The organism is Labrys monachus (assembly GCF_030814655.1).
In the GTDB taxonomy this organism is placed as follows: Bacteria; Pseudomonadota; Alphaproteobacteria; order Rhizobiales; family Labraceae; genus Labrys; species Labrys monacha.
Genome location: NZ_JAUSVK010000001.1, coordinates 3,123,604 through 3,148,993, shown reverse-complemented (window position 1 = coordinate 3,148,993; position 25,390 = coordinate 3,123,604). Strand labels below are relative to the sequence as shown.

25 protein-coding genes and 3 tRNA genes are annotated in these 25,390 nt (G+C 65.3%); 12 read left to right on the top strand and 16 right to left on the bottom strand.

All coding sequences use genetic code 11. The features are described 5' to 3' along the window. Positions 1–13: 13 nt before the first annotated feature. The 4 genes from J3R73_RS14260 to J3R73_RS14245 all read right to left on the bottom strand — a co-directional run bounded on the left by J3R73_RS14260 (position 14) and on the right by J3R73_RS14245 (position 3,205). A complete protein-coding gene (locus J3R73_RS14260) occupies positions 14–796 on the bottom strand; it encodes a mechanosensitive ion channel family protein (RefSeq protein ID WP_307427868.1) in 783 nt (260 codons plus the stop codon). Positions 797–886: 90 nt separating this feature from the next. Continuing rightward, positions 887–1,888 (bottom strand): abortive infection family protein, encoded by a 1,002-nt coding sequence (locus J3R73_RS14255; protein ID WP_307427866.1) that lies wholly within the window; start codon positions 1,886–1,888, stop codon positions 887–889. Positions 1,889–2,575: 687 nt separating this feature from the next. Further along, a tRNA-Glu gene (locus tag J3R73_RS14250) sits at positions 2,576–2,650 on the bottom strand. A gap of 114 nt (positions 2,651–2,764) precedes the next feature. Further along, positions 2,765–3,205, bottom strand: a complete 441-nt coding sequence (locus J3R73_RS14245; RefSeq protein ID WP_307427864.1) for a VOC family protein — start codon at positions 3,203–3,205, stop codon at positions 2,765–2,767. 334 nt (positions 3,206–3,539) lie between these two features. Between J3R73_RS14245 and J3R73_RS14240 the strand changes: the two genes are divergently transcribed. The 7 genes from J3R73_RS14240 (at position 3,540) to J3R73_RS14210 (ending at position 7,867) form a co-directional block, all read left to right on the top strand. Continuing rightward, on the top strand, positions 3,540–4,253 hold the full coding sequence (locus J3R73_RS14240) for an SIR2 family NAD-dependent protein deacylase (RefSeq protein WP_370880085.1): 714 nt from the start codon (positions 3,540–3,542) through the stop codon (positions 4,251–4,253). A 194-nt stretch (positions 4,254–4,447) separates the two neighbouring features. Beyond that, positions 4,448–5,038 (top strand): cold-shock protein, encoded by a 591-nt coding sequence (locus tag J3R73_RS14235; RefSeq protein WP_307427860.1) that lies wholly within the window; start codon positions 4,448–4,450, stop codon positions 5,036–5,038. A gap of 5 nt (positions 5,039–5,043) precedes the next feature. After that, positions 5,044–5,520 (top strand): DUF192 domain-containing protein, encoded by a 477-nt coding sequence (locus tag J3R73_RS14230; protein WP_307427858.1) that lies wholly within the window; start codon positions 5,044–5,046, stop codon positions 5,518–5,520. Between the two features lie 72 nt (positions 5,521–5,592). Then, a tRNA-Pro gene (locus tag J3R73_RS14225) sits at positions 5,593–5,669 on the top strand. 38 nt (positions 5,670–5,707) lie between these two features. Next, positions 5,708–6,013, top strand: coding sequence for an ETC complex I subunit (locus J3R73_RS14220; protein WP_307427856.1), 306 nt, complete (start codon positions 5,708–5,710; stop codon positions 6,011–6,013). 39 nt (positions 6,014–6,052) lie between these two features. Then, positions 6,053–6,129, top strand: a tRNA-Arg gene (locus J3R73_RS14215). 16 nt (positions 6,130–6,145) lie between these two features. Continuing rightward, positions 6,146–7,867 carry an ArnT family glycosyltransferase gene (locus J3R73_RS14210; RefSeq protein ID WP_307427854.1) on the top strand — a complete coding sequence of 574 codons (1,722 nt, stop codon included), beginning with the start codon at positions 6,146–6,148 and terminating at the stop codon, positions 7,865–7,867. Positions 7,868–7,879: 12 nt separating this feature from the next. On the opposite strand, the gene J3R73_RS14205 is transcribed toward J3R73_RS14210, so the two are convergent. Together J3R73_RS14205 and J3R73_RS14200 are read right to left on the bottom strand one after the other, a co-directional pair. Beyond that, on the bottom strand, positions 7,880–9,145 hold the full coding sequence (locus J3R73_RS14205; RefSeq protein ID WP_307427852.1) for a DNA polymerase IV: 1,266 nt from the start codon (positions 9,143–9,145) through the stop codon (positions 7,880–7,882). A gap of 7 nt (positions 9,146–9,152) precedes the next feature. Beyond that, positions 9,153–9,446 carry a DUF3572 family protein gene (locus J3R73_RS14200; protein WP_307427850.1) on the bottom strand — a complete coding sequence of 98 codons (294 nt, stop codon included), beginning with the start codon at positions 9,444–9,446 and terminating at the stop codon, positions 9,153–9,155. 146 nt (positions 9,447–9,592) lie between these two features. Here J3R73_RS14200 and J3R73_RS14195 point away from each other — a divergent pair, with 146 nt between their 5' ends. Continuing rightward, positions 9,593–9,964: a response regulator gene (locus J3R73_RS14195; RefSeq protein ID WP_307427847.1), complete on the top strand. Its 372-nt coding sequence runs from the start codon at positions 9,593–9,595 to the stop codon at positions 9,962–9,964. Between the two features lie 259 nt (positions 9,965–10,223). On the opposite strand, the gene J3R73_RS14190 is transcribed toward J3R73_RS14195, so the two are convergent. The 4 genes from J3R73_RS14190 to J3R73_RS14175 all read right to left on the bottom strand — a co-directional run bounded on the left by J3R73_RS14190 (position 10,224) and on the right by J3R73_RS14175 (position 12,200). Continuing rightward, positions 10,224–10,640 carry a hypothetical protein gene (locus J3R73_RS14190; protein WP_307427845.1) on the bottom strand — a complete coding sequence of 139 codons (417 nt, stop codon included), beginning with the start codon at positions 10,638–10,640 and terminating at the stop codon, positions 10,224–10,226. A gap of 436 nt (positions 10,641–11,076) precedes the next feature. Then, positions 11,077–11,271, bottom strand: coding sequence for a hypothetical protein (locus J3R73_RS14185; RefSeq protein WP_307427843.1), 195 nt, complete (start codon positions 11,269–11,271; stop codon positions 11,077–11,079). A gap of 192 nt (positions 11,272–11,463) precedes the next feature. Then, the gene (locus J3R73_RS14180; RefSeq protein WP_307427841.1) at positions 11,464–11,835 is read right to left on the bottom strand and encodes a hypothetical protein; all 372 of its coding nucleotides are present in this window, start codon (positions 11,833–11,835) and stop codon (positions 11,464–11,466) included. After that, positions 11,832–12,200 (bottom strand): hypothetical protein, encoded by a 369-nt coding sequence (locus J3R73_RS14175; RefSeq protein ID WP_307427839.1) that lies wholly within the window; start codon positions 12,198–12,200, stop codon positions 11,832–11,834. The genes J3R73_RS14180 and J3R73_RS14175 overlap by 4 nt, the downstream gene beginning before the upstream one ends. Positions 12,201–12,827: 627 nt before the next feature. Between J3R73_RS14175 and J3R73_RS14170 the strand changes: the two genes are divergently transcribed. The 3 genes from J3R73_RS14170 to J3R73_RS14160 all read left to right on the top strand — a co-directional run bounded on the left by J3R73_RS14170 (position 12,828) and on the right by J3R73_RS14160 (position 16,644). After that, positions 12,828–13,538, top strand: a complete 711-nt coding sequence (locus J3R73_RS14170; RefSeq protein WP_307427837.1) for a polysaccharide biosynthesis/export family protein — start codon at positions 12,828–12,830, stop codon at positions 13,536–13,538. 134 nt (positions 13,539–13,672) lie between these two features. Continuing rightward, positions 13,673–15,982, top strand: a complete 2,310-nt coding sequence (locus J3R73_RS14165; protein WP_307427835.1) for a GumC family protein — start codon at positions 13,673–13,675, stop codon at positions 15,980–15,982. Further along, positions 15,979–16,644 carry a hypothetical protein gene (locus tag J3R73_RS14160; protein WP_307427833.1) on the top strand — a complete coding sequence of 222 codons (666 nt, stop codon included), beginning with the start codon at positions 15,979–15,981 and terminating at the stop codon, positions 16,642–16,644. The genes J3R73_RS14165 and J3R73_RS14160 overlap by 4 nt, the downstream gene beginning before the upstream one ends. Positions 16,645–16,848: 204 nt before the next feature. Here J3R73_RS14160 and rpmG read toward each other — a convergent pair whose 3' ends face one another. The 5 genes from rpmG to rnr all read right to left on the bottom strand — a co-directional run bounded on the left by rpmG (position 16,849) and on the right by rnr (position 21,797). Further along, on the bottom strand, positions 16,849–17,016 hold the full coding sequence (rpmG, locus tag J3R73_RS14155) for a 50S ribosomal protein L33 (RefSeq protein WP_307427831.1): 168 nt from the start codon (positions 17,014–17,016) through the stop codon (positions 16,849–16,851). A 133-nt stretch (positions 17,017–17,149) separates the two neighbouring features. After that, positions 17,150–18,331, bottom strand: a complete 1,182-nt coding sequence (locus J3R73_RS14150) for an MFS transporter (RefSeq protein ID WP_307427829.1) — start codon at positions 18,329–18,331, stop codon at positions 17,150–17,152. After that, positions 18,331–19,038: an NUDIX hydrolase gene (locus J3R73_RS14145; RefSeq protein ID WP_307427827.1), complete on the bottom strand. Its 708-nt coding sequence runs from the start codon at positions 19,036–19,038 to the stop codon at positions 18,331–18,333. Before J3R73_RS14145 ends, J3R73_RS14150 begins: the two co-directional genes overlap by 1 nt. 3 nt (positions 19,039–19,041) lie before the next feature. After that, entirely contained in the window at positions 19,042–19,458 is a 417-nt protein-coding gene (locus J3R73_RS14140; protein WP_307427825.1) for a DUF983 domain-containing protein, read from the bottom strand. Positions 19,459–19,460: 2 nt separating this feature from the next. Then, positions 19,461–21,797, bottom strand: a complete 2,337-nt coding sequence (rnr, locus tag J3R73_RS14135) for a ribonuclease R (protein ID WP_370880084.1) — start codon at positions 21,795–21,797, stop codon at positions 19,461–19,463. Between the two features lie 367 nt (positions 21,798–22,164). Between rnr and J3R73_RS14130 the strand changes: the two genes are divergently transcribed. Then, positions 22,165–22,542: a thiol-disulfide oxidoreductase DCC family protein gene (locus tag J3R73_RS14130; protein ID WP_307437341.1), complete on the top strand. Its 378-nt coding sequence runs from the start codon at positions 22,165–22,167 to the stop codon at positions 22,540–22,542. Positions 22,543–22,566: 24 nt separating this feature from the next. On the opposite strand, the gene topA is transcribed toward J3R73_RS14130, so the two are convergent. Continuing rightward, entirely contained in the window at positions 22,567–25,359 is a 2,793-nt protein-coding gene (gene topA, locus J3R73_RS14125; protein ID WP_307427821.1) for a type I DNA topoisomerase, read from the bottom strand. Positions 25,360–25,390: the final 31 nt, after the last annotated feature.

Sequence of the window (25,390 nt, the reverse complement as noted above, 5' to 3'; positions counted from 1 at the left end):
TGTTTCCGTGGCGTCACTCGGCGGCTGCCGACAGTTCGGGCTCCTGCACCACCTCCAGGACGCGCTGGGCGAATTCCGCCCGCACCGGTCCGGCCTCGGCGGAGGCGGTCCAGGCCTGGACGGAGATCTCGATGCCGGTATTGGTCAGGGACGACACCGTGATGCTCGGCGACGGCGACGGCAGGACGCGCCGATCGCTTTCGAGATAGTCCTGCAGGCGGCCGGAGATCGCCTGGAGGTTCTTTCCGTACGGCACGGGAAACTTGATGCTCACGATCCGGGTCGAATAGGCCGAGAGATTGGTGATGGCGGTTCCCCACACCTGTCCGTTCGGGATGAGCACCTGGACATTGTCGCCGCTGGCGAGTTCCGTCATGAACAGGTTCAGGTTCTTCACCGTCCCGCTCTTGCCCCCGACCTCGATGCTGTCGCCGAGGTGGAACGGGCGGAACAGCAGCAGCATCACGCCGGCCGCCATGTTGGAGAGCGTTCCCTGCAGGGCCAGTCCGATGGCGAGGGAAGCAGCCCCGAGCACGGCGACGAGGCTCGTCGCCTGGACGCCGATCACCTGAAGGATGAGGACGAAAGTCAGGACGAGGACGCCGTAATAGGCAAGACTGGCCAGGAAGACACCGACGGTGGCATCCATATGGGCGATCGACATCAGCGCACGGCGCGTGAGCCGCTCGAACAGGCCGGCCGTCCACCAGCCGATGGCGGCGATGGCGACGGCGCCGAGGACATTGATGCCATAGACGACGAGTAGGTTTCCCAGATTGTGCAGATCGAAGGACATGCAGGCTCCCGCGAGGTTCCGGTGCCTAACGAAACCCCGCGGTGCCGGTTCCTTCCCGGCCGCCCGTGCACTCACCGCATGCCTGGAGGCCTATCCGCACAGAACCTTGCCGTGTTGCGGCGGCCGGAGCGTATCCTGGCCGGAGGAGCCAAGCCTGACGACAGCCGGCTCGCCCGAAGGTTCCGCGACGTGATGCTCGGCGAGATAGAGCAGCATGGCCGCGGTCTGGTGGAGCTGGAAGGCCGCGAAGGGGCGGCCGAACTCACGCATGCCCGAGCCGGCATCGGGACGGAGCCCGGCAGCCGGCAGCCCCGCGGGAGCGGCGAGGGCACCGAGGAAGGGCAGCACTGAGGGCGCTATAAATCCGGCTTCGACGGCAATCTGGAGCAGCCTGCCCGGCGGATCGCTCTCCCTTGCCGTCCATCCCCTTTGCCTGGCGATGGCCCGGAGCGTGTTTTCGATCGCCAGGCGGCAGTGCGAAAGACAATCTTCGAGCCTCCCCCGCCGATACGCTTCATGCGCATTGCGATAGTTCTGGTTCGCATCCGAATAGGCAGGACCCTCCAGCAGGGACAGCGCCGGAACAATCAAGGTGTCGTGGATGTGCTCGGAGTCCACGCGGATGATCTTCTGCGATAGATACCGATACCCGATGCCGGATTCCTGCATCCTTGCATTGAATTCATTGATGACGTCATCGGGCGGCCTTCTGACATGCGTCCTGTAAGGCAGGTTTGATCGGCTTCGGACGGTCGTGTCGATGGCCGTCAGGCTCAACTCCACAGCGTCCAGCCACGCATCGATATCGTCCGTCGCCTGCATCCAGACGAACAGTTCATCGCGCTTGTCGCTGCTCGTATTCTCGACGAGTTTATGGACCCCGATCTCGCGGCACAGCGCTTTGACGATCGCATCATAATATTTGGCCGTCGGTGAATAATTACCCCTATGCCAATATTCTCCCAGTCCATCATCGATTATCTGAACGGTCTGCACCTTCAAATGCGAAGGGATTGAGATAATCTTATGAACAGCTAGGGTATCTTGGCCCGATAGTCTTTTGCGCCGAGAATAAATCGGAGGCAGAGCCATGGGATTCGTCACTCAAAGCGGTGGAATGAGTGACCTTTATACAGTTTACAAAATCGGAAACAACAGATGAGAGCTTGCAGAAATGCCGATGTGTAAGGCCGGATATGAGGGGCGGGGCTGGGCTGGGCCAGCATGGCTGCGGGGAGGGGGGACCGGACGGGACAGGCTGCCAGGAGCGCGGCGGCTGTCCTCCCAAAGTCTGGTCGCCGAGTTTTACGACGCCAGCGTCGGGCACCTTGGAAACCGGGGGCTCTAGCGTATATCGACGCCGCAGGGTTTCAGATCCATGTCCACCCAAAGGGATTGATCTTGCCCCTCCATCTTCAGGCATGCCGTCGCTGACGGCATGACTAAGGCAGGTCGCCTTTTACCAATGCAGGGGTTACCAATGCAGGGGGAACGAGGGGCGTCCGGAGGTGATTTAGCGTTCTCACCGCCGGGGTCTCCGGCCTGGCGTGATCATGCATGACGCCGACCGTCTTATCGGCCGCCAGATTACCGCCAACCATGGGCTTGCAACCTCGGGCTTGACTTAGAAAGGTATCAGCGGCTGCGACGGGGGACGGCCTCGTTGAAAAACCCGGACCAACTATTGGGGGAAACATCGGGGGATAGCTGGGGGACACGTCGGTTTTTGTGTAACCGATTTCTCTTTAGTTTCAGCTACTTAGCATGGGTCCGAAATGCTGGCGCGCCCTAGGGGAATCGAACCCCTCTCTCCACCGTGAAAGGGTGGCGTCCTGACCGATAGACGAAGGGCGCGGCGGCGCGGACATATAGAGGGGTGGAGGGAAGGCGGCAAGTGGAATATGCCGCCTTTTTGCATTTCGATGAAAACAGGCGATTCAGGCCGGTTTCAGGGCGTTTTCGCGCCGATCACCACACGCCGGTGTTCGGCATCGAGGCCCAGGGCTCGGCCGGCGGCAGGGAATCGCCCTTCTGCAGGATCTCGATCGAGATCAGGTCGGGCGAACGTACGAAGGCCATGTTGCCGTCGCGGGGCGGGCGGTTGATGGTCACGCCGGCCGCCTGCAGCTTGGCGCAGAAGTCGTAGATGTTGTCGACCTCATAGGCGAGATGGCCGAAGTTGCGGGCGCTGCCGTAGTCCTCGGTGTCCCAGTTGTAGGTCAACTCGAGGGCGGGCGCCTTGCCGGACCGGAATGCCTCCAGGTCTTCCGAGGCGACGAGGAACACCAGGGTGAAGCGGCCCTTCTCGTTCTCGATGCGGCGCGCCTCGACAAGGCCGAAGACATCGACATAGAATTTCATCGATGCGTCGAGGTCATGCACGCGCACCATCGTATGCAAGTACTTCATGGCCAGTCCTTTCAATGACTTAGCGTAAAATGCGGACCTCCGGAGGCATCTGGAGGCTCGCGGCTTTATAGCGGGCCGGCCGGTCGCTCGCCAGCGGCTCGCCGGCCTTGCGGCGATAAAATGTCATATCATCATATCACCGGGAAGGCAGAGACGTCGCGGCCGTTCGCCTGGCGGCGCCGGGAAAGCCTTTCGGTTCGCCGCTGCCGGTACCATATCCCCTGCGTGGAGCCGTGTCGGCCCGGCGGACGGCGTGATCATGGCGGGGGCAATGCGAAACGGGGCGGACGACGGGCAGGCTGCGCCGGACGAGGATTTCGCCCGCTTCGAGGCGATGCTGGGACGGGCAGGGCGCGTGGTCGCCTTCACGGGCGCGGGGCTCTCAACCGAGGCCGGCATTCCCGATTTCCGCTCACCCGGCGGGCGGTGGACGCGCACGGCGCCGATCCCGTTCGGGGATTTCCTCGCCGACGAGGAGGCGCGCAGGGAAACCTGGCGGCGGCGCTTCGCCATGGACGGGGAACTGCGCCAGGCCCGGCCGACGCGCGGCCATCGGACGATCGCCTCATGGGTCCGGGCCGGCATCAGCCCGGGGGTGATCACCCAGAACGTCGACAACCTCCATCAGGCCTCCGGCGTTCCGGCCGCCGCCATCGTGGAAGTCCATGGCAACGCGACGTATGCGGCATGCCTCGACTGCCGGAGGCGGTATGAGATCGAGGCCCTGCGGCTCCGTTTCGAGGCGAGCGGCGAGGCGCCGCTCTGCGCGGCATGCGGCGGATTCGTGAAGTCGGCGACCATCGCCTTCGGACAACCCATGCCGAAGGAGGCGATGACGCGGGCGGTGGAACTGGCGTGTTCCTCCGATCTCTTCGTGGTCGTAGGGTCGTCCCTGCTGGTTCATCCGGCGGCGGGCCTGCCCCGCTTGGCCCGCCGGAACGGGGCGCAACTCGTCATCGTGAACCGCGAGGCGACGCCCTGCGATGACGACGCCGACCTCCTCCTGCGCGGCGAAATCGGCGACATCCTCTCCCATTTCGAGCGTTAGGTCCCTTGCGCCGCAGGGCCGCGCAGCTCCCGCTTTCCATTCTACAGTGTCGGCAGGCATTTTTGCGGTGCGCCGCGGCGCCGCCCACAAATTTATTAAATCGGGCTTTCCGTGTCGCGCGTCGGTGCTATCGTATGCTTCATTAAGAATCGCGCGGTTGCCCGATGCGTGGGCCGATGTGTTGGATGGCGTAGATGGGTACGAACGATTTTGAAGCCAGGTTCGGGCTGGGGCGGGAGGCAAGTGACCATCCCGACGAAAGCCCGGCCGGCCTGATCGAGATTGCCGGCGCCATCAAGTGGTTCGACGTCGCCAAGGGCTATGGCTTCATCGTTCCCGACAATGGCGGGCAGGACATCCTGCTCCATGTCAGCGTTCTTCGGCGGGATGGATTCCAGGCCGCCTATGAAGGGGCCCGGGTCGTGGTCGAGGCCACCCAGCGCGCCAAGGGCCTGCAGGTGTTCCGCATCCTGTCGATGGACGAGTCGACGGCGGTGCATCCTGCGCAGATGCCGCCGCCGCGCACCCATGTCCAGGTGACGCCGTCGGGCGGCTTCGAGCCGACCACGGTAAAATGGTTCAACCGCCTGCGCGGCTTTGGTTTCGTATCGCGCGGCGACGGCACGCCGGACATCTTCGTTCATATGGAGACGCTGCGCCGTTTCGGCATCATGGATCTCAAGCCCGGCCAGATCCTTATGGTCCGCTTCGGCAACGGCCCCAAGGGGCTGATGGCCGCCGAGCTCAAGCTCGCGGACGGGCCCTCCGGTCCGCAGTCCCATTGACCGCCATGTCGACGAGACATCCGCTCGCAGCGGCCTTTTCCGCCCTGTTCGCCGCGCTGTTCCTGCTGCTCGCCGGGCTGCCGGGCCTAGCGGAAGAGGGGGTGTTCGAACCCCTGTCGATCACGACGCAGAGCGGAAAGCACGACTTCCAGGTCGAGGTCATGCGCACCGACGAGGAGCAGCAGCGCGGCATGATGTTCCGTCGCAGCCTGGCGGACGACAAGGGCATGCTGTTCCCCTTCAAGGACGTGCAGGTGGCGACGTTCTGGATGGAGAACACCTACGTCTCCCTGGACATGATCTTCATCAGGGCGGACGGCACGGTACAGCGCATCGAGAAGAGGGCCGAGCCGCTTTCGACGCGAACGATCTCCTCCGGCGCACCGGTGCTGGCGGTGCTGGAGGTCGTTGCCGGCTCGGCCGACAGGCTCGGCGTCAAGCCGGGCGACAAGGTGTCCTACCCCTTGTTCAAGACGCAATAAGCGGCGTCCCGGCGTGGTGACCTCTTGCAGTTCGCGCCTGCGCCCCTTACTAAGCAACCACTCACCGTGCAGCGGGGTATGGCGCAGCCTGGTAGCGCGACAGTTTTGGGTACTGTAGGTCGTAGGTTCGAATCCTGCTGCCCCGACCATGGTGAGTATGTGACGCTAGGAAAGCGGACGGCGGACGATGACAGCGAAGATCTACAAGCCGGCTCGTACGGCCATGCAGTCGGGCTCGGCGAAGACCAAGAACTGGCTGCTCGAATTCGAGCCGGAAGAGCCGCGTTCGGTCGAGCCGCTGATGGGCTGGACGTCTTCAGGCGACATGAAGCAGCAGATCAAGTTGCGTTTCGCCACCAAGGACGAGGCGATAGCCTATGCCGAGCGCAACGGCATCGCCTATCAGGTCTACGAGCCGCATGATGCGGCGACCAAAGTCCTTTCCTATTCCGATAATTTCAAGGTCTCGCGCATCGGCCAGTGGACGCATTGATGTGTTGCCGCCGGCGGGGGCGCTGCCGATGCCGGCCTTGGCCCCATAGCTCAGCTGGATAGAGCGAGCGCCTTCTAAGCGCTAGGTCGCAGGTTCGAGCCCTGCTGGGGTCGCCAATCCGAGGATATTTGAATGGCGGTCGTCCTGAAGGCTCCGGCATCGCAGACCGGCTGGGCCGGACCGCTGCTCGATCGTGTCGCGGCGTCGAACCTGCTCGCGGTCCTCGTCCTGCTCGTGGTTTCCGCTCTCGCCTTCGCGCCCGGCTTCGCCACGCTGCCGCCGATGGACAGGGACGAGCCGCGTTTCGCGCAAGCGTCCAAGCAGATGCTGGAAAGCGGCGATTTCGTCAGCATCCGCTTCCAGGACGAAGCCCGCTTGAAAAAGCCGGTCGGTATCTACTGGCTGCAGGCGACAGCGGTGACGGCCGGCGCCAGGCTCGGCATTCCCGAGGCGCGGACCACGATCGCGCTCTACCGCGTTCCCTCGCTGGTGGCCGCTTTCGGCGCGGTATTGCTGACGTGGTGGACGGCCCTGCCGCTGGTCGGCCGGCGGGCCGCCTTGCTTTCCGGGCTGATGATGGCGGGCTGCGTCCTGCTCGGCGTCGAGGCGCGGCTGGCCAAGACGGACGCGACGCAGCTCCTGGCCGTCATGGCCATGGTCGGGGTGCTCGCTCGCCTCTACATGGCCTCGCGCCGCCGGGAACAGCCGCCCTCCGGCCTCGCGCTGCCCGCCATCTTCTGGCTGGGCATGGCCGGCTCGATCCTGGTGAAGGGGCCGATCGGCCTGCTGCTGGTCGCCCTCACGGCTCTGGGGATCTTCGCGGCGACGCGGGAATGGCGCTGGCTCGCCGGGCTGCGCTGGATCTACGGCATCGCCTTCACGCTGGTGCTGGTGTCGCCCTGGTTCATCGCCATCATGCTCCAGACGAAGGGGGCCTTCCTCCAGCAATCGGTCGGCCAGGATATGCTGGGCAAGGTCGCGGGCGGCCAGGAATCGCACGGCGCCTGGCCCGGCACCTACCTCGCCGTATTCTGGGCGACGTTCTGGCCCTTCGCGCCCCTGGCCGCGCTGGCGGTTCCCTGGGTCTGGGCGCGGCGCCGGGAACCCGCCATCGTCTTCCTGCTCGCCTGGCTCGTGCCGTTCTGGCTGGTGTTCGAGTTCTTCCCGACCAAGCTGCCCCACTACGTGCTGCCGGCCTATCCCGCCATCGCCATGCTGGTCGCGGCGGCCGTGACGGCAGACGGCCTTGCAAGGGCGCCATGGGCGCGTCTCGTCGGGCTGCTGATACCGCTCATGGCCGCCGCCCTCGCGCTCGGTGGTCTCGGTGGGGTGTGGTTCTACGATCGGCAGGTCGCGTGGCTGGCTCTGCCCTTCGTGCTGGTGGCGATCGCCGCCTCGATCTGGGGCTTCGATCGCCTGCGCCGGGGGCGGGCGATCGAAGCGGCCCTTGGCTGCCTGCTGACCGGTGTCGCACTCTATTGGGGCGTCTATCAGGGCATGGTTCCCAATCTTCAGGTCTTCGCCATCAGCCCGAGGCTGGCCGCCGCGGCCCGCAGCCCGCAATGCCCTGAAATCGATGCGGCGACGGTCGGCTACCGCGAGCCGAGCCTGGTCTTCCTCGCCGGTACCGGCCTGCGCATGCCCACGGCCCAGGGCGCGGCCGATTTCCTTGCGGGCGGGGCGTGCCGCACGGCTTTCGTGGAGCAGGGGGCCGAGCCCGCCTTCCTGGTGCGGCTCGCCGCGGGCGGCACCAAGCCCGATTTCGTCGGCCGGGTCGCGGGTGTCAACATCAATGGCGGCCACAAGCTCGATATCGGCGTCTATCGCATGCCGGCTGCCGCCGGAGCGCCGTGAAGCGGCAGGGGGCTACCCGCTTTTGCCGGGCTTGAACGCGATGCCCTTCTGGACAGCCGCCTTGCCGAACTTGGCGCGGACGGCGTCGATGGCGTCCTCGGCGGCGACGAGGCGGCGTGCCTGCGGATCGGCCAGATCGCCCCTGTCCGCGTCCGACATGTCGACCAGCCCGGTCACGCCGATGCCGATCAGGCGGTATTGCGTGCCGTCGGTTTCCTTGGCGAGGAGCGATTTGCCGGCTTCGAAGATGCGGGCGGCCAGGCGCGTCGGCTCATGCAGAGCCTTGGCGCGCGTCCGGATCCTGAAATCGGCCGATTTGAGCTTCAGCGTCACCGTCGAGCCGGCGATGGAAGCCTTCTTGAGGCGCTCGGAGACCCGTTCGGACAGGCGCCAGAGAATCGGCAGCAGGCTTTCGCCGCTGGCCAGGTCATGCTCGAAGGTGGTTTCCGCCGATACCGATTTGCGGTCCCCTTCCGGATCGACGCCACGGGAATCGCGTCCGAACGCCAGGCGTGCGAGCCGCAGTCCCTCCGCGCCGTAGCGGCGCATGAGGTCGGCCTCGCCGGCACGCTGCAGATCGGCGATGGTGCGCAGGCCGTCCCGCGCGTAGCGCGCGGCGCCGGCCTTGCCGACGCCCCAGATGAAGGAGATCGGGCGCGGCGCGAGGAAGGCGGGAGCCTCTTCCGGCGACAGCACGGCGAAGCCGCGCGGCTTCTCAAGGTCGGAGGCCGTCTTGGCGAGGAACTTGTTGGCGGAAAGCCCGATCGAGATGGTGATTCCGACCTCGCTCTCGACGCGGCGGGCGAAGTGCAGCAGCGTCCGGGCCGGGCTGGCGCCGTGCAGGCGTTCGGTTCCCGTGAGGTCGAGAAAGGCCTCGTCGATGGAAAGCGGCTCGACCAGCGGCGTGAGGGCCAGCATCATCTCGCGAACCTCGCGGCCGACTCGCACATATTTCTCCATGTCGGGCCGGATCACGGTGGCATGGGGACATAGCCGCAGGGCTTCGAACATCGGCATGGCGGAGCGCACGCCAAAGGTGCGCGCGACATAGCAGGCAGTGGAGACGACGCCGCGCCGGCCGCCGCCGATGATCACGGGCTTGTCGATGAGGGAGGGCTCGTCGCGCTTCTCCACAGCCGCGTAGAAGGCGTCGCAGTCGATATGGGCGATGGCGAGGCGCTCCAGCGCGGGGTGGCGCACGATGCGCGGCGACCGGCAGGACGGGCAGCGATCCAGCGCGCCGGCCTCCGTCAGGCAGTCGCGGCACAGGGCGCTCATGGCCTGCCTAGTCCTGATAGACGCCGAGGCGATGGGCCGCGCGCCGGAGGGCCTCGGGGGACAGGTGATTTTCCGTGGCGAAGGCCGCGGCGGTCGCCTCGTCGGACATCACGTGCTGCAGGACGGAAGCAAGAAAGCCCGCCTGCGAAACGGCGCGCCGAATATCGTCCGGCGCAAGGCCGGTGAGGTCCAAGAAATGTCCGAGGCGATCCTCGTCGGCCGCAATGAAGCCGAGGGCCGCTACCGCGACCGCCTGTGCTTCTTCCTTTTGAGCGGCCTCGCCCTTGCTGTTTGCGAGCATCGATTCTCCGTTTGGTAAGAAGTGAGTGCTAGTTTTGTCCGGCGCGAAGGACGACAGGACCCGGCAGTGTCCGTAGCGAGTTGTCGCAAGAACTCGGATGCTGCAACTTAATTGTTTTCCAGGCAATGCCGCAGGCAAGAGGTACCATGGCGAAGAAGGTCCTGATCGTGGAGGACAACGAGCTCAATATGAAGCTCTTCCACGACCTGTTGGAGGCGCATGGCTACGACATCGTCGAGACGCGCAGCGGCATCAACGTGATGAATTTGGCACGCGAGCATCGGCCGGACCTGATCCTGATGGATATCCAGTTGCCCGAAGTGTCCGGGCTCGAAGTGACGCGCTGGCTGAAGGACGACGACGAGCTGAAGTCGATTCCCGTCGTGGCGATCACGGCCTTCGCCATGAAGGGGGACGAGGAGCGTATCCGGCAGGGCGGGTGCGAGGCCTATCTGTCCAAGCCGATATCGGTGGCGAAATTCCTCGAGACCGTGCGCAGCTTCCTCGGCGAGGCGTGACCGCCTTCCACCCGTCGGTGCTCGCGCCCACCATCCTACCTAGTCTCGATGCCGGGGGCAATTCAGGCAACATCCAGGCACTGGCTTTACGACAGATTATTGCTCTGGTGGAATTTTCCTGGCCGAGAAGTCTATCGACTTATCGGAAAGAGCTTCTGGAAGCGTTTTTTGCAAAATATCGAAACCACTGTCCGCAGAGGAGAGTTCGACGATTCGTTCGCGGTACGACAAGAGAAGGAATTTCCGCTCTTTGGTCGCTTCAGGGACTCGCGGGGTTTTCCTGAGAAGTCAGATCGGTTGCAATGAAGCCCCCGGTGATACCGACACCGAGGCCAGCGGCAATGAGAGCATCGGCTGGAAGGCCCGACGACCCGGCCTCGAGACCGGAGGCCTGCCCCGTTGAGTCGGGATTTGCAGCCTGACCGAAGGCACAAGGCGAGACGCTCTCGACGGTGGTTACGGTACCGGGAATGATGTCGACCTTACAGCCGTCCACATAAGTCAGCGTAGCCCGGCCGTGCGGCCGGGCCATGACTGTATCGCCCACAGCGACGGGTCCGTCAGCAGCCATGAGGACAAAACCGTTGCCGTGATTCACCAGCACGTTGCCCTTCATGTTGTTGACGCTCTGGGCGGATGCTGCGCCTGCGAACAACAGCGGTACTAATGCAAACATAGCTCTCGTGAACATTTCGACGGCCTTTCGCAGCTCGCTTCCACATGTGCACTATATGATTATTATATACATAATCTATATGCCGATTTTGGTGTCTGGCGCAACCTGTCGGCCGGCTAATCGCCGGGATAAGCGCAAAATTACGATTTATTACTTCCGAGATACCGGGATTTGGCGATGCCTAGGCATGGCCGCCATCTTGAAGATGGTATGTTTCGACAAAAAGATGGAGCACCATGGCCAACGAAACACCGAATCGGAGGGCATCGCGAGATGAATCAAGCGGGCATCGTCTAGCCTCGCGCCGCCAGGGGTCGGAATCTGACTGATTTAGGTTAGGGCGTTCCATCTTCGGATCGAATCACGAGAATCGCAAAATGCTTTCAAGACCAAAGCGTTGAAGCGGTGATCCGTTTCTGCTTGAACGCATTTTGCTTTAGCTTTCTTGGCCGATGAGGGCTTCGGCGAGCCTGTTGACGTCCCAGCTGGCGAATTTTCTTCTCAGCTTGGGGGACTTGGGTCGGGGCGGCTTGGTCGGCCGCCGGCAGGGTTGAGGGGGAAGGTTGGGCAGGGCGCTGATGCTGGTGGTGGCGCGGAGCATGTCGAAGGCGAATTTACTCAGGATGACCATGTTCTGAGGCCATCCCCTGTGCGCACGCGCGAGAACTCTTCCTGGACGATCACGTCGAGGGTCCGATGCGGCGTGTTCCCGATACTCCAATGGCCGCGGATGGTCTTTGCGAGGGCGGCGGCGGAGAACGCACTGAGGTAACTGAGGTAATAGAATAGCGGACGTGGTACCGGAAGCGATCCTTCAATTCGGTCAGCGCATCCACCTGATGACGGCGCGTGCGTCGAGGAAGCGGGCTTCGCTGGGGAAGCGCCGGTCGCCGTCGAGCCGGTCGACCTGATGCAGGACCGAGATGGCGCGGGTTTCGATGCGGCCATGGCCCTTGTCGACGTCGATGTCGGCTTGGCCGGCGTCGGCGGCTTCGAAGGCGGTCTGCAATGTCGGCTGGTTGCCTTTGACGGCAAGCAGGTAGTCGGCTCCGACGGCCGGGATGGATCGGGCGATGCGGGGATTGCAGGCGATGGCGTCGATAGTGAGCGGCGCGCCTCCCGCGAGCGACTCATGCGAAAAGCGCGGTACGGATGCGGCGGCTTGCGAGGACGTTCGGCTGGGTGAAGCCGTCAAGGGCTGGCGGAATTGTCCTCCGAAGAGAGAGTGGTTCCGATGACACCGCCGGCAATGGCGCCGCCGAGGCCCGCCGCGACCAGGGCATCGACCGGGAAGGTGGAGTCGCCAGGGGTGGTGTTGGAATTGGTCGTCTGGCCGGTCGCGTCGCTGGTGGATCCTGTCGTGTCCAGGAAGGCGCAGGGCGAGACGTTCTCGACGGTAAGGACCGTGCCGGGGATGATGTCGACCTTGCAGCCATCGGCATAGCGAAGGACGGCGCGGGCGCCGGGGCGGGCCATGACAGTATCGCCGATGGCGAGCGGGCCGGCGGCAGCCATGAGGATGAACCCATTGCCATGGTTGACGAGTACATCTCCCTTCATACTGCCAATGCTTTGGGCAGACGCAACACCCGCAAACAGGATGGGTATCAATGCCAACGCGATTCTTGGGAACATGTTGGTGGCCTTTCGCTGACGTCTCCGATAAATATCACATATTTATGATCTATAACTCTCTTTGATCCGTTAGCGCAACCCACCCGTTCAGCAAATCGGAGAGCTTAAATCCGCGTCAATGATTTATTACTGGCTGTTCCGGACCATACCCTGGTATCCGGGTGTTCTGCTCGTTGAGGATACGCTATCGTTACTGCGTGGAGAGAGCCGAAGGGTATGCCTATGCGCCCGACCGCGGCGCAGGCGGCATTCGGTAGATTGACCGGCAGCGGCTGTCCGTCGGGTCCTCGGGCGCCCAGGATGCTGGACGATGCCCGCCCGACCTGTTACAAGGTGGAGAGGCTGCGGCCAGGCGGGTGGGCGATGGTGAAGGGACCCATATGGTCGTCGCCAAGCCTCTGTGCATTCTCGCGAATGACGTGCCGCCCAGCATGCCGGATCCTTGTGTCGCTGGTGTGAACGCAGAGTTGTCGAATGAGAAGCTGGCCAGTCCCCCGCCGCGCCCACCGAGGCCTCGCCCGGTGTCCGACGCGCGGTCCGGTGCGGGCGGGAATGCTGGCGCTGGTTTGCGGTCTTTCTTTGACGGGGTGCGCCGGCTCTTCCGGCACCGGGACCGAAGGCGGCCTGGCGACCGGCGCTGCGGCGCCGGTGGACGAGGCGGCGCTGTCCAGCGCGGCGGCGACCTTCGTGTCGGCCTCGACCCCAGGCAACACCGCCTACAAGATCGGCCCGCTCGACGTGCTCGACATCTCGGTGTTCCAGGTGCCGGAACTGACGCGCAGCGTGCAGGTCGCCGACAACGGCACCGTCAACCTGCCGCTCGTCGGCACCGTGCCGACCACCGGCAAGACGCCCCAGGACATGGAGCGCGACCTCGCCCAGCGCCTCGGGGCACGCTATCTGCAATCGCCGCAGGTGTCGGTGTTCGTGCGCGAATACAACAGCCAGCGCGTGACGGTCGAGGGCGCGGTGAAGAGCCCGGGCATCTATCCGCTGCGGGGCAAGACCTCGCTGCTGCAGTTCATCGCGCAGGCGGGCGGCCCGAACACGGACACGGCCTCGGACACGGTGCTGGTGTTCCGTCAGGAAGGCGGCCGGCGCTCGGTGGCACGCTTCGACATCGACGCCATCCGGGACGGCAAGGCGGCCGATCCGGCGATACAGGCGGGGGACGTGATCGTCGCCGACGCTTCGCAGACGAAGACGGCGTTCTCGCTCTTCCTCAAGGCCCTGCCGGCAGCCACCACATTTAAGAGTTTCTAGATGACGGGTTGGGTGCCGGGAAGAATGACATATCGCATGAAGGAGCTTCCGAGGGAGCCGGTGGCGGCGGATCGGTCCGCCGAGGCCGCGTGCCGGGCTGGGGCGTTCTTTCCTCGCGCCGCGGAGCCGGCCGCGTGAGCGCCGCCGACGACAGGCTCCTGGAGGGAGATGCGGCGCGCCAGCTGATCGCGGCCTCCGGCCTGCCGGCCTCGCGGGGCTACGGACAGGGCGGCTATGCGAATGCGGCGCCGAGCGGCACCGAATCCTTCTTCGTCACCGTGCACGACTATCTGCGCATCCTGCGCAAGTACAAATGGGTGATCCTGTGCGTCGTCCTGGGCTTCACCGCCATCGGGGCGGTCCGCACGCTGATGACGACGCCGCTCTATACCGCGACCGTGCGGCTGCAGATCGACCGCAACGTCGCCCGGATCCTGGACAGCGGCAGCATCACGCCGGTGGAGGCGGGCGACAACGAGTTCCTGCGCACCCAATATGTCCTGCTCGAGAGCCGCAGCATCGCCGAGCGCACGGCGGCGGCGCTGAAGCTGGCCGACGATACGGACTTCCTGCAGACGAACGGCTTCTCGATGATGGCGATGATCGGGCGCCTGTTCGCCGGCGCCGGCGCGGTGGCCGCCCCCGAGACGGTGGTCAACCGGCGCGTGCTCGACCGGGCAGCGGCCTCGCGCATCCTGGGCAACCGCAAGGTGGTGCCGGTGACCGGCTCGCGCATGGTCGACATCACCTATACCGATCCGCAACCCGCCCGGGCGCAGTCGATCGCCATGGGGCTCGCCAACGGCTTCATCGCCGCCAATCTCGACAAGCGCTTCCAGGCCAATGCCTATGCCAAGACCTTCCTGGAAGACCAGCTGCAGCAGGCCCAGGCCCGCCTGCAGGAATCGGAGAAGGTGCTGCTCGACTTCGGCCAGAAGGAGCAGATCATCAACACGGCCGACAAGTCCTCGATCGCCGAGAGCAATCTGGCGGCCGCCAACGACGCCCTGACCAGGCTGGTCTCCGACCGCATCCACAACGAGCAGATCTACAAGCAGGCCCAGTCGGTCGACGCCGCCACCCTGCCGCAATTCCTCGGCGACAGCACGATCCAGACCCTGCGCGACAAGCGCAACGGCCTGGTGACCGACTACCAGGACAAGATCGCCACCTTCAAGCCGAGCTATCCGGCGATGGTGCAGATCAACAACCAGATCAAGGAAGTCGACCGCCAGCTCGCCGCCCAGATCACCACGATCAAGTCCTCGCTCAAGGGCGCCTACGAGGCATCGCTGAGCCAGGAGGGGGAGATGAAGCGGCAGATCGACATCCTGCGGGGGCAGGTGCTCGACCTGCAGAAGCGCTCGATCCAGTACAACATCCTCAAGCGCGAGGCGGACAGCAACCGCGCCCTCTATGACGGGCTGCTGCAGCGCTACAAGGAAGTCGACGTCGCCGGCGGCATCGGCGCCAACAACGTGTTCATCGTCGACCGGGCGGAAGTGCCGGGCAGCCCGTCCTCGCCGCAGGTGACCAAGGACATCCTGTTCTCGCTGGCGCTCGGCCTGGTGGCCGGGCTCGGCGCCGCCATCCTCCTGGAGCGGCTCGACAACACCGTCACCACGCTGGAGGAGATGGAGCGCCTGACCGGCATCGCCACGCTCGGGGTGATCCCGCGCCTGGGCACCGGACGGGTCCTGGAAGACGAACTGGCGGACGGGCGCTCGGAATTGTCCGAGGGATACCGGACGCTGTGCACCTCGCTGCATTTTGCCACCGACAACGGCCTGCCGAAATCGCTGCTGTTCACCAGCGCGCAGCCGGCGGAGGGCAAGTCGACCTCGGCGCTGACGGTGTCGCGCCACTTCGCCGCGATGGGGCTGCGCGTGCTGCTGATCGACGGCGACCTGCGCAAGCCCTCGCTGCACACCAAGATCGGGCTGAGCAACCTCAAGGGGCTGACCAACTACCTGACCGGCGCCACCACGCTGCCCGCCTCGCTGCAGAAGACCAAGATCGACAATCTCGTGTTCATGGCCTCCGGGCCGCTGCCGCCCAACGCCGCCGACCTCCTGGCCTCGCCGCGCCTCCTGTCGCTGCTGACCGCCAGCGACGAGATCTTCGACCTCGTCGTCCTCGACGGCCCGCCGATCATGGGCCTGGCCGACGCCCAATTGCTGTCCAACGCCGTGGCCGCCACCGTGTTCATCGTGCGCGCCGGCCATACCTCCAAGCACGCGGTCCGCAGCGGCCTCAAGCGCCTCCAATTCGCCCGCAGCACCATCATCGGCGCCGTCCTCACCCGCTACGATTCCCGCCATGAGAGCTATGCCTATGGCTATGGATACGGCTATGGTTACGGCTACGGATATGGCCTCGGCCCGGACGAAGCCGAAAACACCCGCATCGAGAGCCAGCCCGCCACCCCGAAGATCCCGTCATGACAGTGCCGACCGCCCTCCAATCGGCCATCGCCCTCTTCCGCGAGCCCACACGCGTCAAGCACAGCAGAAGTCGCGACCTGCCGGACGACATTTCCTTTCTGCTGCGGGTGGTCTCGGGCGACGAGCAGGCTATCGAGGAGGCCGCGCTCCTCTCCCAGCGCTCCACCGATTTCGTCATCGCGGCGTCCGAATTCTTCATCGAGCAGATCCTGTTCGCTCCGAACGCGGACAGCTATCGCTGCCTCGGCGCTACGCCCGATGCCTCGCGGGAGAAATTGCGGTGGCATATGGTCATGCTGCTCAAATGGCTGCACCCTGATACCCAGCCGGAGGAGACCCGGGCCGTACTCGCCGTCAGGGTCACCAAGGCCTGGAACAGCGTGAAGACGCAGGAGCGGCGGACCGCCTATGACGACGACCGGCCGGAGGCCTCTGCACGGGTTCTCCTGCGGCGAGCAGCCTCCATCCGCAGGGCTCACGACCTGCGGGTGGCGAGGCCGGGCGGGAGGGCGCCGCACCCCAAACAGCCCGATATGCAGCAGCCGAATCCGACCGGCACCGCTTCCGGGAGCATGCCGGTGCCCGCTACGCGGCGCACCGAATCGCATGGCCTGCTCGCCCTTGTCCTGAGCTTCTTCCAAACCAAGCTGAAAGGCGTCTGACCGGCGCGCCGCTCCGAATGCCGATCGGCCGGCATGGGCACGAGAGCATTTTCCGGAAAAGCTGATCGACTTTTCGATTATGAAAATGCGTCGAAACAATAAGCCAGAGAAGAATTGCGATTCGATGGAATCGCAATTTGCTCAGCCACGTCAAAAATAAAGGGCGCCGCAAGGCGCCCTCTCATATCGTTCCGGCAACCGGAACTACTTGATCTTGGTTTCCTTGAACTCGACGTGCTTGCGCGCGACGGGATCGTATTTCTTCATCGAGAGTTTCTCGGTCTTCGTACGGGTGTTCTTCTTCGTGACGTAGAAATAACCCGTGTCAGCCGTCGAAATCAGCTTGATCTTGATGGTTGCGGCCTTGGCCATGGTGATGCTCCGAACAATGCCGCCGGCCAAAGAAAATGGAGGCGGCCAAGCCACGCAACGGCGCGGCCCGCTTGAATCTGGCCGCACACTACTCACGGGCGCGCTGAAGTCAATCGGAAAGCGGCTGGACGCCCTAACTTGCACGCGTTCCAAGGCGGGAAAGCACCAGGAGCGCATAGGCGCCGCAGATGAAGGCGAGGCCGAAGGCAAACCCGTGCGGACGGACAGTATCGACCACGATGCCGAGCACCGGCGCGCCTGCCGTCATGCCCAGCCCATACAGCATGATGAAGGCGGCGTTGGCGGTCGCCAGGGCCCTCCCGGAGAAATGGGCGCCGAGATGGGAGAGGCCGACGGTGTAGAGGCCGCCGGCCATTCCGCCGGTCACGAAGATCACGGCCATCAACAAAGGCAGGTCCTCGGCAAAGAGCGGCATCAGCAAGGCGCCGGCCGTCGAGACCAGCGCGCAGGCCAGCAACAGCAGGGGACGGCTGTACCGGTCGGACAGCAGCCCGAGCGGGACCTGGGAAATGACGTTGCCGAGGCCGAACAGCGTGAGGAGCCAGGCCGAGTCGTTCTGGCTCAATCGGATCGCCTCGCCGTACAGGGTCAGAAAGGAGAAGCTGCCTTGCTCGATGGCGCCATAGACGAAGGCTGCAGCGGTCGCCACCGGGGCGACCAGCACGAAGCGCCAGACCGACAAGGTGGATTTGCCCTCCAGCGCCGGCACAGCCCTCCCGGCGAAGAGAATCGGTATGGCTGCGACGACGAAGAAGGCCGCGCCGACGACGAACAGCACCGATGTCGCGCCGCCGGCGACGATGAGCAGTCCCGGGCCGACGGCAAAGCCGATCGAGAGTGCCGTGGCATAGATGCCCATGACCAGGCCTCGCCTGGCGCTCGGCGCTGCCGCATTGATCCAATATTCCGACAGCACGAACAGGCTGCCGACCGCGATGCTGAACAGGAAGCGCAGCACGAACCAGGCCGCGAGTGATTGAAGCAGCGGAAACAGGCACAGCACCACCGTGGCGAGCGCCAGATTGAGCAGGACGAAATTGCGCAGGCCGAACAGCACGGCCAGCCGCGGCACGAACGGGCTGACAGCGATGCCGGCCAGACTGCCGGCGGCCATGATGATGCCGATCGTCGTGGCGCTGATACCCCGTGCCGAAAGCAGCAGGGACATCAGCGGCGTCACCAGCGACAGACCGATGCCCGCGACTGAAATGCAGGTGATCGCCGCCGCGATGGTCACGACCTGCGTCCGTCCGGGTTTCCGCTCCCCGAGCAGGGACGCCCGGCTATCGGACATCAGATTTCATCGCGCCGCCAGGTGCCGCGCCGTTCATGGAAGAGCGGTACGGGCAGGTCTCGTTCGAGCCCCTCCGCCAGCCGCCGCACGACTTCGGAGAGGATTTTGCGCGTGATGTCCGCGAGATTCTCGTCCTGCGTTTCGTCAAAGCCCAGCCATTTCAGTTCCACCAGCTCGGTGTCAGGGCCTATCACGCCGTCGGTGCGGCCGGCAATATTCGCGGCATCCGCCACGAAGAAGCGCGTGTCGAACCGCCGCGGGTGACGGGGCGGCGTGATGGCCCTCGCCACGAAATGCAGGGCTTCCGGCGCGGGGTAGACCTCCCGGGCGGCAAAGGCCCGCCAAGGGGCGCTGGTCGCCGGAGGCGCGCCGAGCCCCGTTTCCCCCAGCAGAAGGCCGGTCTCCTCGAATGTTTCCCGGATGGCGCACAGTGCGAGGGCCCGTGCCTTGCCCGGCGAAGGCCGGCTGACACGGGCGAGGAGATTGCGTTCGGTATGAGGGGCGAGGGAGCCGTAGACGCGCATCGAGCGGTCGGCGGCCTCGACGCGGCCGCCCGGAAACACCATGAAGCCGGGCATGAAGACGTGGCCGTGATGCCGGCGCCCCATCAATACTTTCGGCACACGACCGCTGCGGTCGACGAGAATGAGGGAGGCGGCATCGCGGGGCGAGGCGGCCCGGGTTCGTTCGGGCGGCACGAGGCTCATGATTCAGTAATGCGATATGGCATCGGGATCATGATCCGATGCAAACCCGTGCATGCGATTGGCCCATTGCAGGCCAACGATGCTGCCCTTGATCACCGGCAGCAACGCCAGGGAGAGGATCACGGTCAGCGGCAGCCAGATCAGCATGTGAAGCCAGATGGGCGGATGCCAGCCTATTTCGAGGCTGAGCACGCCGGCCACGATGACGTGCCCGACGATCAGCATGGTGAAGTAGGGAGGCGCGTCGTCGGCCTGGTGATGGAAGAGCTCTTCGCCGCACGCCTCGCAACGGTCGACGACCTTCAGATAGGATGAAAACAGGTGGCCCTTGCCACAGTTCGGGCAGCGCAGCGTGAGGCCGCGCCGCATGGCGAGGGCGACGTCGCGCTGGCCTGGGGAATATTCGATCATCGCCGCCATTCTCATCCCTTGCTCCATTGGCTCCTGGCCTTGCGCCGGGCGCCGCTGCCCTTGCGGTCCGTGATGCGCGGGCGCTTGACCATGCCTGTCCGGCGGCCCGGCGGGCGCTGGCGGCCTCCGTCCGAGACGATCTCGAAACGCAGGGCGCCGGCGAAGGGGGCGGCTTCGACCAGCTTCACCGACACCGTGTCGCCGAGTTGGAAGGATTCGCCCGTCGCCGCACCGACGAGTTGATGTGCCTCTTCCTCGAAGCGATAATAATCGTGACCGATCGTCGCGGCCGGTACGTAGCCGTCTGCGCCTGTTTCGAGGAGCTTGACGAACAGGCCGGATTTGATGACGCCGGAGACGCGCCCCTGGAAGATCTCGCCCACCTTGTCGGCGAGGAAATGCGCGATCAGCCGGTCGATGGTCTCCCGTTCCGCCGTCATGGCGCGGCGTTCGCAGGCCGAGATCCGTGCGGCGACCTCGTTGAGGGCGGCCGGCGTCATGTCGGCCGGCAGCCCGTCGTCGCCGAGATGGAGGGCACGGATCAGCGCCCGATGCACGATCAGGTCCGAATAGCGGCGGATGGGTGAGGTGAAATGCGCATAGCGCCGCAGATTGAGGCCGAAATGGCCGATATTGTCGGCCGAATATTCCGCCTGGCTCTGCGAGCGCAGCACGACGTCGTTGACGAGATGGGCATTGTCGGTCCCCTCGACCTGCTGCAGGACGGCATTGAACTGGGATGCCCGCATGGCGCCCTGCTTGGAAAGCGGGATGTCGAGCGTGCGAAGGAACTCCCGCAGCGCGATGACCTTCTCCATCGAGGGCTCGTCATGCACGCGATAGACCAGCGGGGTCTTCTTCGCCTCGAGGGTCTCGGCGGCCGCCACATTGGCGAGGATCATGAATTCCTCGATCAGGCGGTGCGCGTCCAGCCGCTCGGGCACGAGGACGCGGTCCACCATGCCGCTCGGCTTCAACAGGATCTTGCGCTCGGGGAGATCGAGATCGAGCGGGCCTCGCTCGCCGCGTTCCAGCTTGAGCGCCGCATGGGCGGCCCAGAGCGGGCGAAGCACCGGTTCGAGCAGCGGTCCGGTGATCTCGTCGGTGTCGCCGTTGACCGCACGCTGGGCCTGGGCATAGGAGAGCTTGGCCGCCGACCGCATCATCACGCGATGGAAGCTGTGGCGCAGCTTGCGGCCGTCGGCGGCGATGATCATGCGCACGGCGAGCGCCGGACGGTTCTCGTCGGGGCGCAGGGAGCAGAGGTCGTTCGAAATGCGTTCGGGCAGCATGGGCACGACGCGATCGGGAAAATAGACCGAATTGCCGCGGATCAGTGCTTCGCGGTCGAGGGGCGAATCCGGACGGACATAGGCGGCGACGTCGGCGATGGCCACCGTGAGGACATGGCCGCCTGGATTGGCCGGATCGGCATCCGGCTCGGCATGGACGGCATCGTCGTGGTCCTTGGCGTCGGCGGGATCGATGGTGATCAGCGGCAGGCGCCGCCAATCCTCGCGGCCCGACATCGTCGCGGGGCGGGCGGCTTCCGCTTCCTCGAGCGTATCCTTGCGGAAGACATAGGGGATGTCGTGGGCATGGATGGCGATCATGCTGATCGCCTTTTCGCTGCCGACCTTGCCGACCCTCTCGACGATGCGGGCGAGGGGCGGCCCGCCGCGCGAGCCCCGCAGCGGCTCGATGGACACGAGGTCTCCGTCCTCCACGCCCGAGGCATCGTCGGCGCGGACCGCCAGCTTGCGGTCGGCGTTGCGCTTCTCGATCGAGACGACCTCGCCCTCGCCGTTGGGCAGGCGGCGGAACACGCCGAGAATGCGCTGGCGCAGGCGCTCGATCAGCTTGATGACGCGGCCGGTGGGACGATGGTCCGATGCGCCATCGGCCATGCGCAGCAGCACGCGCGAGCCGACGCCGGGTGCGGCCCCGCCGAAACGCTTGGGGACGACGACGAGAATGCTCGGTGGCTTGCCGGCGTCCTCGTTCCAGTCGGAGGGCACGGCGACCAGCTCGCCGTCGCGATCGCGGCCGGTGATGTCGGCGACGAGGGAGGAGGGCAGAGCGCCGGGGGCGTTGAAGCCCTTGCGCGTGCGCTGCACCGCACCTTCCTCGGCGAATTCGTCGAGCAGGTGCTTCAGTGCGATCTTGTCCGCGCCGCTGAGGCCGAATTCACGGGCGATCTCACGCTTGCCGACCCGGCCGCGCGAACGGGCGATGAAGGCGACGATGTCGTCGCGACTGGGGAGGGACGGCTCCGATGCTGCGGTATTTCTAGGTTTGCGGGGCACGAGGGAATTCCGATTTTGGCGTCGGGAGCCTGGATGAGGCATCATAGACCAACGCACAGGGTGTTTGTCGAAGCCAATCGCCGGCACGCCGCATTTGGCTGGACGTTCGCCGGGCTGGCGGGATGTCTGTCGGGATGATCCGGGCCTGCGCGCCTGCACCGGCGACGCTTGTCATCGGTAAGGGAGCAGGAAGGCCGCAGATGTCGGGGTGCCCCGGACAGACCGTCTGAAATCGATCGCGACCGGCTGGCACAGGCAGCGTCGCGGCAGCGGTTCGATGGAACCGGACAGGAGGCATATAGGGAGAGTGCGACATCGTGTCAATGTCTATGCCGCGCTGCAGCACGGCGTTCCCGGCGAAGATGGGGTGTCGAATGTCGTCGACGAGCTTCACAGCCGCGGATCGCCCATGCTTCCCAAGCTCACGGTCTGGTATAATACGCGCTGCCCCGTCTGCGAGGCCGGCATCCGCCACCAGCAAGGCAGATCGCTGGCGGCGGTGAAGGCCGGCCGGCTGGCCTTCCTCGACATCAATCTGGAGCCGGACGTGCTGGCCCGGTACGGCGTGACCGTCGACGACGTCCGCCGCCGCCTGCACGCCGTCGACGAAGAGGGCCATCTCCTGGCGGGAGCCGATGTCGCGCTGGCGATCTGGCGACTTACGCCGGGCCAGAACTGGCTCGCCCGGCTGTTCGGCGCGCCGGGCGTCATTCTTGTCACCCGCCTGGCCTATGACCGTTTCGCCGACCTCCTCTTCGCCTGGAACCGGAGCAGGGGACGGTGGTGAGGCGCCCGACGTTCGCGCTTCCGGTCAGTCCACGTCGAAAGGCACGTCGTCCGAATCGAGGATAGCCTTGCCGGCCTTCTTCGGCGCGGCCTTTCCGGCGACCCGCTTGGCGGCGGGGGCGGCCGTTTCCGTCGCCTCGGCTCCAGCCGCTGCCGCCTTTTTCGCGGGCGCCTTCTTCACCGGGCCGTCCTTTGCCGCGCTCTTGGCGGCGGCCGTCTTGGTTCCGGCCGTCTTGGAAGCAGCCGTCTTGGTACCGGGCGCCTTGGTGGTACGGGCCTTCGCGCCGGCGGCCTTGGCTCCGCCTCCCTTGGCGGCGATCATCTCGATGGCCTGCGCCAGCGTCACCGCATCGGCTTCCATGCCTTTGGGCAGGGTGGCGTTGACCTTGCCGTTGGTGACATAGGCGCCGTAGCGGCCCGGCTTCACCTGCACCTCGCCGCCGCCCGGATAGTCGCCGAGGACGCGACCTGCGGCGGCCGCCGCGCCGAAGCGCCGGCCGGGACCCTTTGTCTCCTTGGTGACGATGAGATCGACGGCGCGATTGGCACCGATCGCCAGCACGTCGTCGTCCTTCTCCAGATTGGCGTAAGTCTTCTCGTGCTGGACATAGGGCCCGAAGCGGCCGATGCCGACGACGATCGGCTTGCCGGTGTCCGGATGGGTGGCAACTTCCTTGGGCAAAGCGAGCAGGGCGAGCGCCCGTTCGAGATCGATGGTGCCGGGACCGATTCCCTTGGGCAGGCTGACGCGCTTGGGCTTTTCGCCCTCGCCGAGCTGGACATACGGTCCGAAGCGTCCGTCGCGCACCGTGACGTCCTGGCCCGAGACGGGATCGGCGCCCAGTTTCTTGGTGCCGGCCTCGCCGCCATTCTCGCCTTCGCCGCCATTCTCGGTGCCGGCGGAAAGCTGGCGGGTATAGCGGCATTCCGGATAGTTCGAGCAGCCGATGAACGCGCCATATTTGCCGAGCTTGAGCGAGAGCGTGCCGGTGCCGCAGACGGTGCAGACGCGCGGGTTCGAGCCGTCGCCCCGGTCGGGGAAGATATGAGGGCCGAGAAGCTCGTTCAGCGCATCGAGGACCTGGGTGGTGCGCAGGTCCTTGGTGTTTTCGAGCGCCGCCGAGAAATCGCGCCAGAAATCGCGCAGCACCTGCTTCCAATCAAGCTCATGATTGGAGATGCGGTCGAGTTCCTCTTCGAGGGCGGCCGTGAAGTCGTATTCGACGTAGCGGGCGAAGAAGCTCTCGAGGAAGGCCGTGACCAGCCGCCCCTTGTCCTCCGCCTTCAGGCGCTTCTTGTCGATGGAGACGTATTCGCGGTCGCGCAAGGTGGCGAGGGTGGCGGCGTAGGTCGAAGGACGGCCGATGCCGAGCTCTTCCATGCGCTTGATCAGCGTCGCCTCGGAGAAGCGCGGCGGCGGCTCGGTGAAATGCTGGGTCGCGGCGATCGCCTTCTTGGTCAGCGGCTCTCCGGCGGACATCGCGGGCAGGCGCTTGGAATCATCGTCGTCGCCGTCGTCGTCGCGGTCCTCGTTGTAGAGCGTCAGGAAGCCGTCGAACTTGACCACCTGGCCGCTGGCGCGGAGATCGAGCTTGCGGCCGCCCGCCTCGACGAGGATATCGACCGTGGTGCGTTCGAGTTCGGCGCTCTCCATCTGGCTGGCGACGGTCCGCTTCCAGATGAGCTCGTACAGCTTGGCCTGCTCGGGCTCCAGGAAACGGGAGACCTGCTGTGGCGCGCGGGTCGGATCGGTCGGACGGATCGCCTCATGCGCCTCCTGCGCATTCTTCGCCTTGGTCGTGTAGCGCCGCGGCGCGCCGGGCAGATAGGGCGCCGCGAAGCTGTTGCCGATCATCTGGCGGATGGAAGCGATCGCTTCCGGCGCGATTTCGACCCCGTCGGTCCGCATATAGGTGATGAGGCCGACCGTCTCGCCGTTGACCGCGACGCCTTCATAGAGACGCTGGGCGATCTGCATCGTGCGATTGGGCGACATCCCGAACTTGCGGCTCGCCTCCTGCTGCAGGGTCGATGTGGTGAAGGGCGGGAAGGGATGGCGCTTGGCTGGCTTGGCTTCGACGCTCGTAACGACATAGCGCCCCTGGTCGAGCGCGGCACGGAAGGCCAGCGCCTCCTGCTCGGTGCCGACGTCGAGCCGCTGGATCTTCTTGCCGTCGGCACCGACGAGACGGGCGTCGAACACGTCGCCGCGCGGTGTCGCCAGCGTCGCCACCAGCGACCAGTATTCCCGGGCCACGAAGCGTTCGATTTCGAGTTCCCGGTCGCAGACGAGGCGCAGCGCCACCGACTGCACCCGGCCGGCCGACCGTGCGCCGGGCAATTTGCGCCACAGCACCGGCGACAGGCGGAAGCCGACGAGATAATCGAGGGCCCGGCGGGCCAGATAGGCATCGACGAGGCCTTCATCGATGTCGCGCGGCGACTTCATCGCCTTCAGCACGGCATCCTTGGTGATGGCGTTGAAGGTGACGCGCTCGACGGGAATGTCCTTGATGGCGCGCTTTTCCCGCAGGATCTCCAGCACGTGCCAGGATATCGCCTCGCCCTCGCGGTCGGGGTCGGTCGCCAGGATCAGCTTGTCGCTCGCCCTCACCGCCTTGGCGATCTCGGACAGGCGCTTGGAGGCCTTGGCGTCGTTTTCCCAGATCATGGCGAAATCGGCGTCCGGCTCGACGGACCCATCCTTGGCCGGCAGATCGCGGACATGGCCGTAGGAAGCGATCACCTGATAGCCGGGACCGAGATATTTGTTGATCGTCTGCGCCTTGGCGGGCGACTCAACGATGACGACAGGCATGGGCAGGCCGTTCAATGCGCGGAAACGAAAC

What these genes read in the sequence shown, in the direction of transcription:
- J3R73_RS14260 (WP_307427868.1), bottom strand. Translation starts at nt 796, where the DNA reads ATGTCCTTCGATCTGCACAATCTGGGAAACCTACTCGTCGTCTATGGC.
- J3R73_RS14255 (WP_307427866.1), bottom strand. Translation starts at nt 1,888, where the DNA reads ATGGCTCTGCCTCCGATTTATTCTCGGCGCAAAAGACTATCGGGCCAA.
- J3R73_RS14245 (WP_307427864.1), bottom strand. Translation starts at nt 3,205, where the DNA reads ATGAAGTACTTGCATACGATGGTGCGCGTGCATGACCTCGACGCATCG.
- J3R73_RS14240 (WP_370880085.1), top strand. Translation starts at nt 3,540, where the DNA reads ATGCTGGGACGGGCAGGGCGCGTGGTCGCCTTCACGGGCGCGGGGCTC.
- J3R73_RS14235 (WP_307427860.1), top strand. Translation starts at nt 4,448, where the DNA reads ATGGGTACGAACGATTTTGAAGCCAGGTTCGGGCTGGGGCGGGAGGCA.
- J3R73_RS14230 (WP_307427858.1), top strand. Translation starts at nt 5,044, where the DNA reads ATGTCGACGAGACATCCGCTCGCAGCGGCCTTTTCCGCCCTGTTCGCC.
- J3R73_RS14220 (WP_307427856.1), top strand. Translation starts at nt 5,708, where the DNA reads ATGACAGCGAAGATCTACAAGCCGGCTCGTACGGCCATGCAGTCGGGC.
- J3R73_RS14210 (WP_307427854.1), top strand. Translation starts at nt 6,146, where the DNA reads ATGGCGGTCGTCCTGAAGGCTCCGGCATCGCAGACCGGCTGGGCCGGA.
- J3R73_RS14205 (WP_307427852.1), bottom strand. Translation starts at nt 9,145, where the DNA reads ATGAGCGCCCTGTGCCGCGACTGCCTGACGGAGGCCGGCGCGCTGGAT.
- J3R73_RS14200 (WP_307427850.1), bottom strand. Translation starts at nt 9,446, where the DNA reads ATGCTCGCAAACAGCAAGGGCGAGGCCGCTCAAAAGGAAGAAGCACAG.
- J3R73_RS14195 (WP_307427847.1), top strand. Translation starts at nt 9,593, where the DNA reads ATGGCGAAGAAGGTCCTGATCGTGGAGGACAACGAGCTCAATATGAAG.
- J3R73_RS14190 (WP_307427845.1), bottom strand. Translation starts at nt 10,640, where the DNA reads ATGTTTGCATTAGTACCGCTGTTGTTCGCAGGCGCAGCATCCGCCCAG.
- J3R73_RS14185 (WP_307427843.1), bottom strand. Translation starts at nt 11,271, where the DNA reads ATGGTCATCCTGAGTAAATTCGCCTTCGACATGCTCCGCGCCACCACC.
- J3R73_RS14175 (WP_307427839.1), bottom strand. Translation starts at nt 12,200, where the DNA reads ATGAAGGGAGATGTACTCGTCAACCATGGCAATGGGTTCATCCTCATG.
- J3R73_RS14170 (WP_307427837.1), top strand. Translation starts at nt 12,828, where the DNA reads ATGCTGGCGCTGGTTTGCGGTCTTTCTTTGACGGGGTGCGCCGGCTCT.
- J3R73_RS14160 (WP_307427833.1), top strand. Translation starts at nt 15,979, where the DNA reads ATGACAGTGCCGACCGCCCTCCAATCGGCCATCGCCCTCTTCCGCGAG.
- rpmG (WP_307427831.1), bottom strand. Translation starts at nt 17,016, where the DNA reads ATGGCCAAGGCCGCAACCATCAAGATCAAGCTGATTTCGACGGCTGAC.
- J3R73_RS14150 (WP_307427829.1), bottom strand. Translation starts at nt 18,331, where the DNA reads ATGTCCGATAGCCGGGCGTCCCTGCTCGGGGAGCGGAAACCCGGACGG.
- J3R73_RS14145 (WP_307427827.1), bottom strand. Translation starts at nt 19,038, where the DNA reads ATGAGCCTCGTGCCGCCCGAACGAACCCGGGCCGCCTCGCCCCGCGAT.
- J3R73_RS14140 (WP_307427825.1), bottom strand. Translation starts at nt 19,458, where the DNA reads ATGGCGGCGATGATCGAATATTCCCCAGGCCAGCGCGACGTCGCCCTC.
- rnr (WP_370880084.1), bottom strand. Translation starts at nt 21,797, where the DNA reads ATGCCTCATCCAGGCTCCCGACGCCAAAATCGGAATTCCCTCGTGCCC.
- J3R73_RS14130 (WP_307437341.1), top strand. Translation starts at nt 22,165, where the DNA reads ATGCTTCCCAAGCTCACGGTCTGGTATAATACGCGCTGCCCCGTCTGC.
- topA (WP_307427821.1), bottom strand. Translation starts at nt 25,359, where the DNA reads ATGCCTGTCGTCATCGTTGAGTCGCCCGCCAAGGCGCAGACGATCAAC.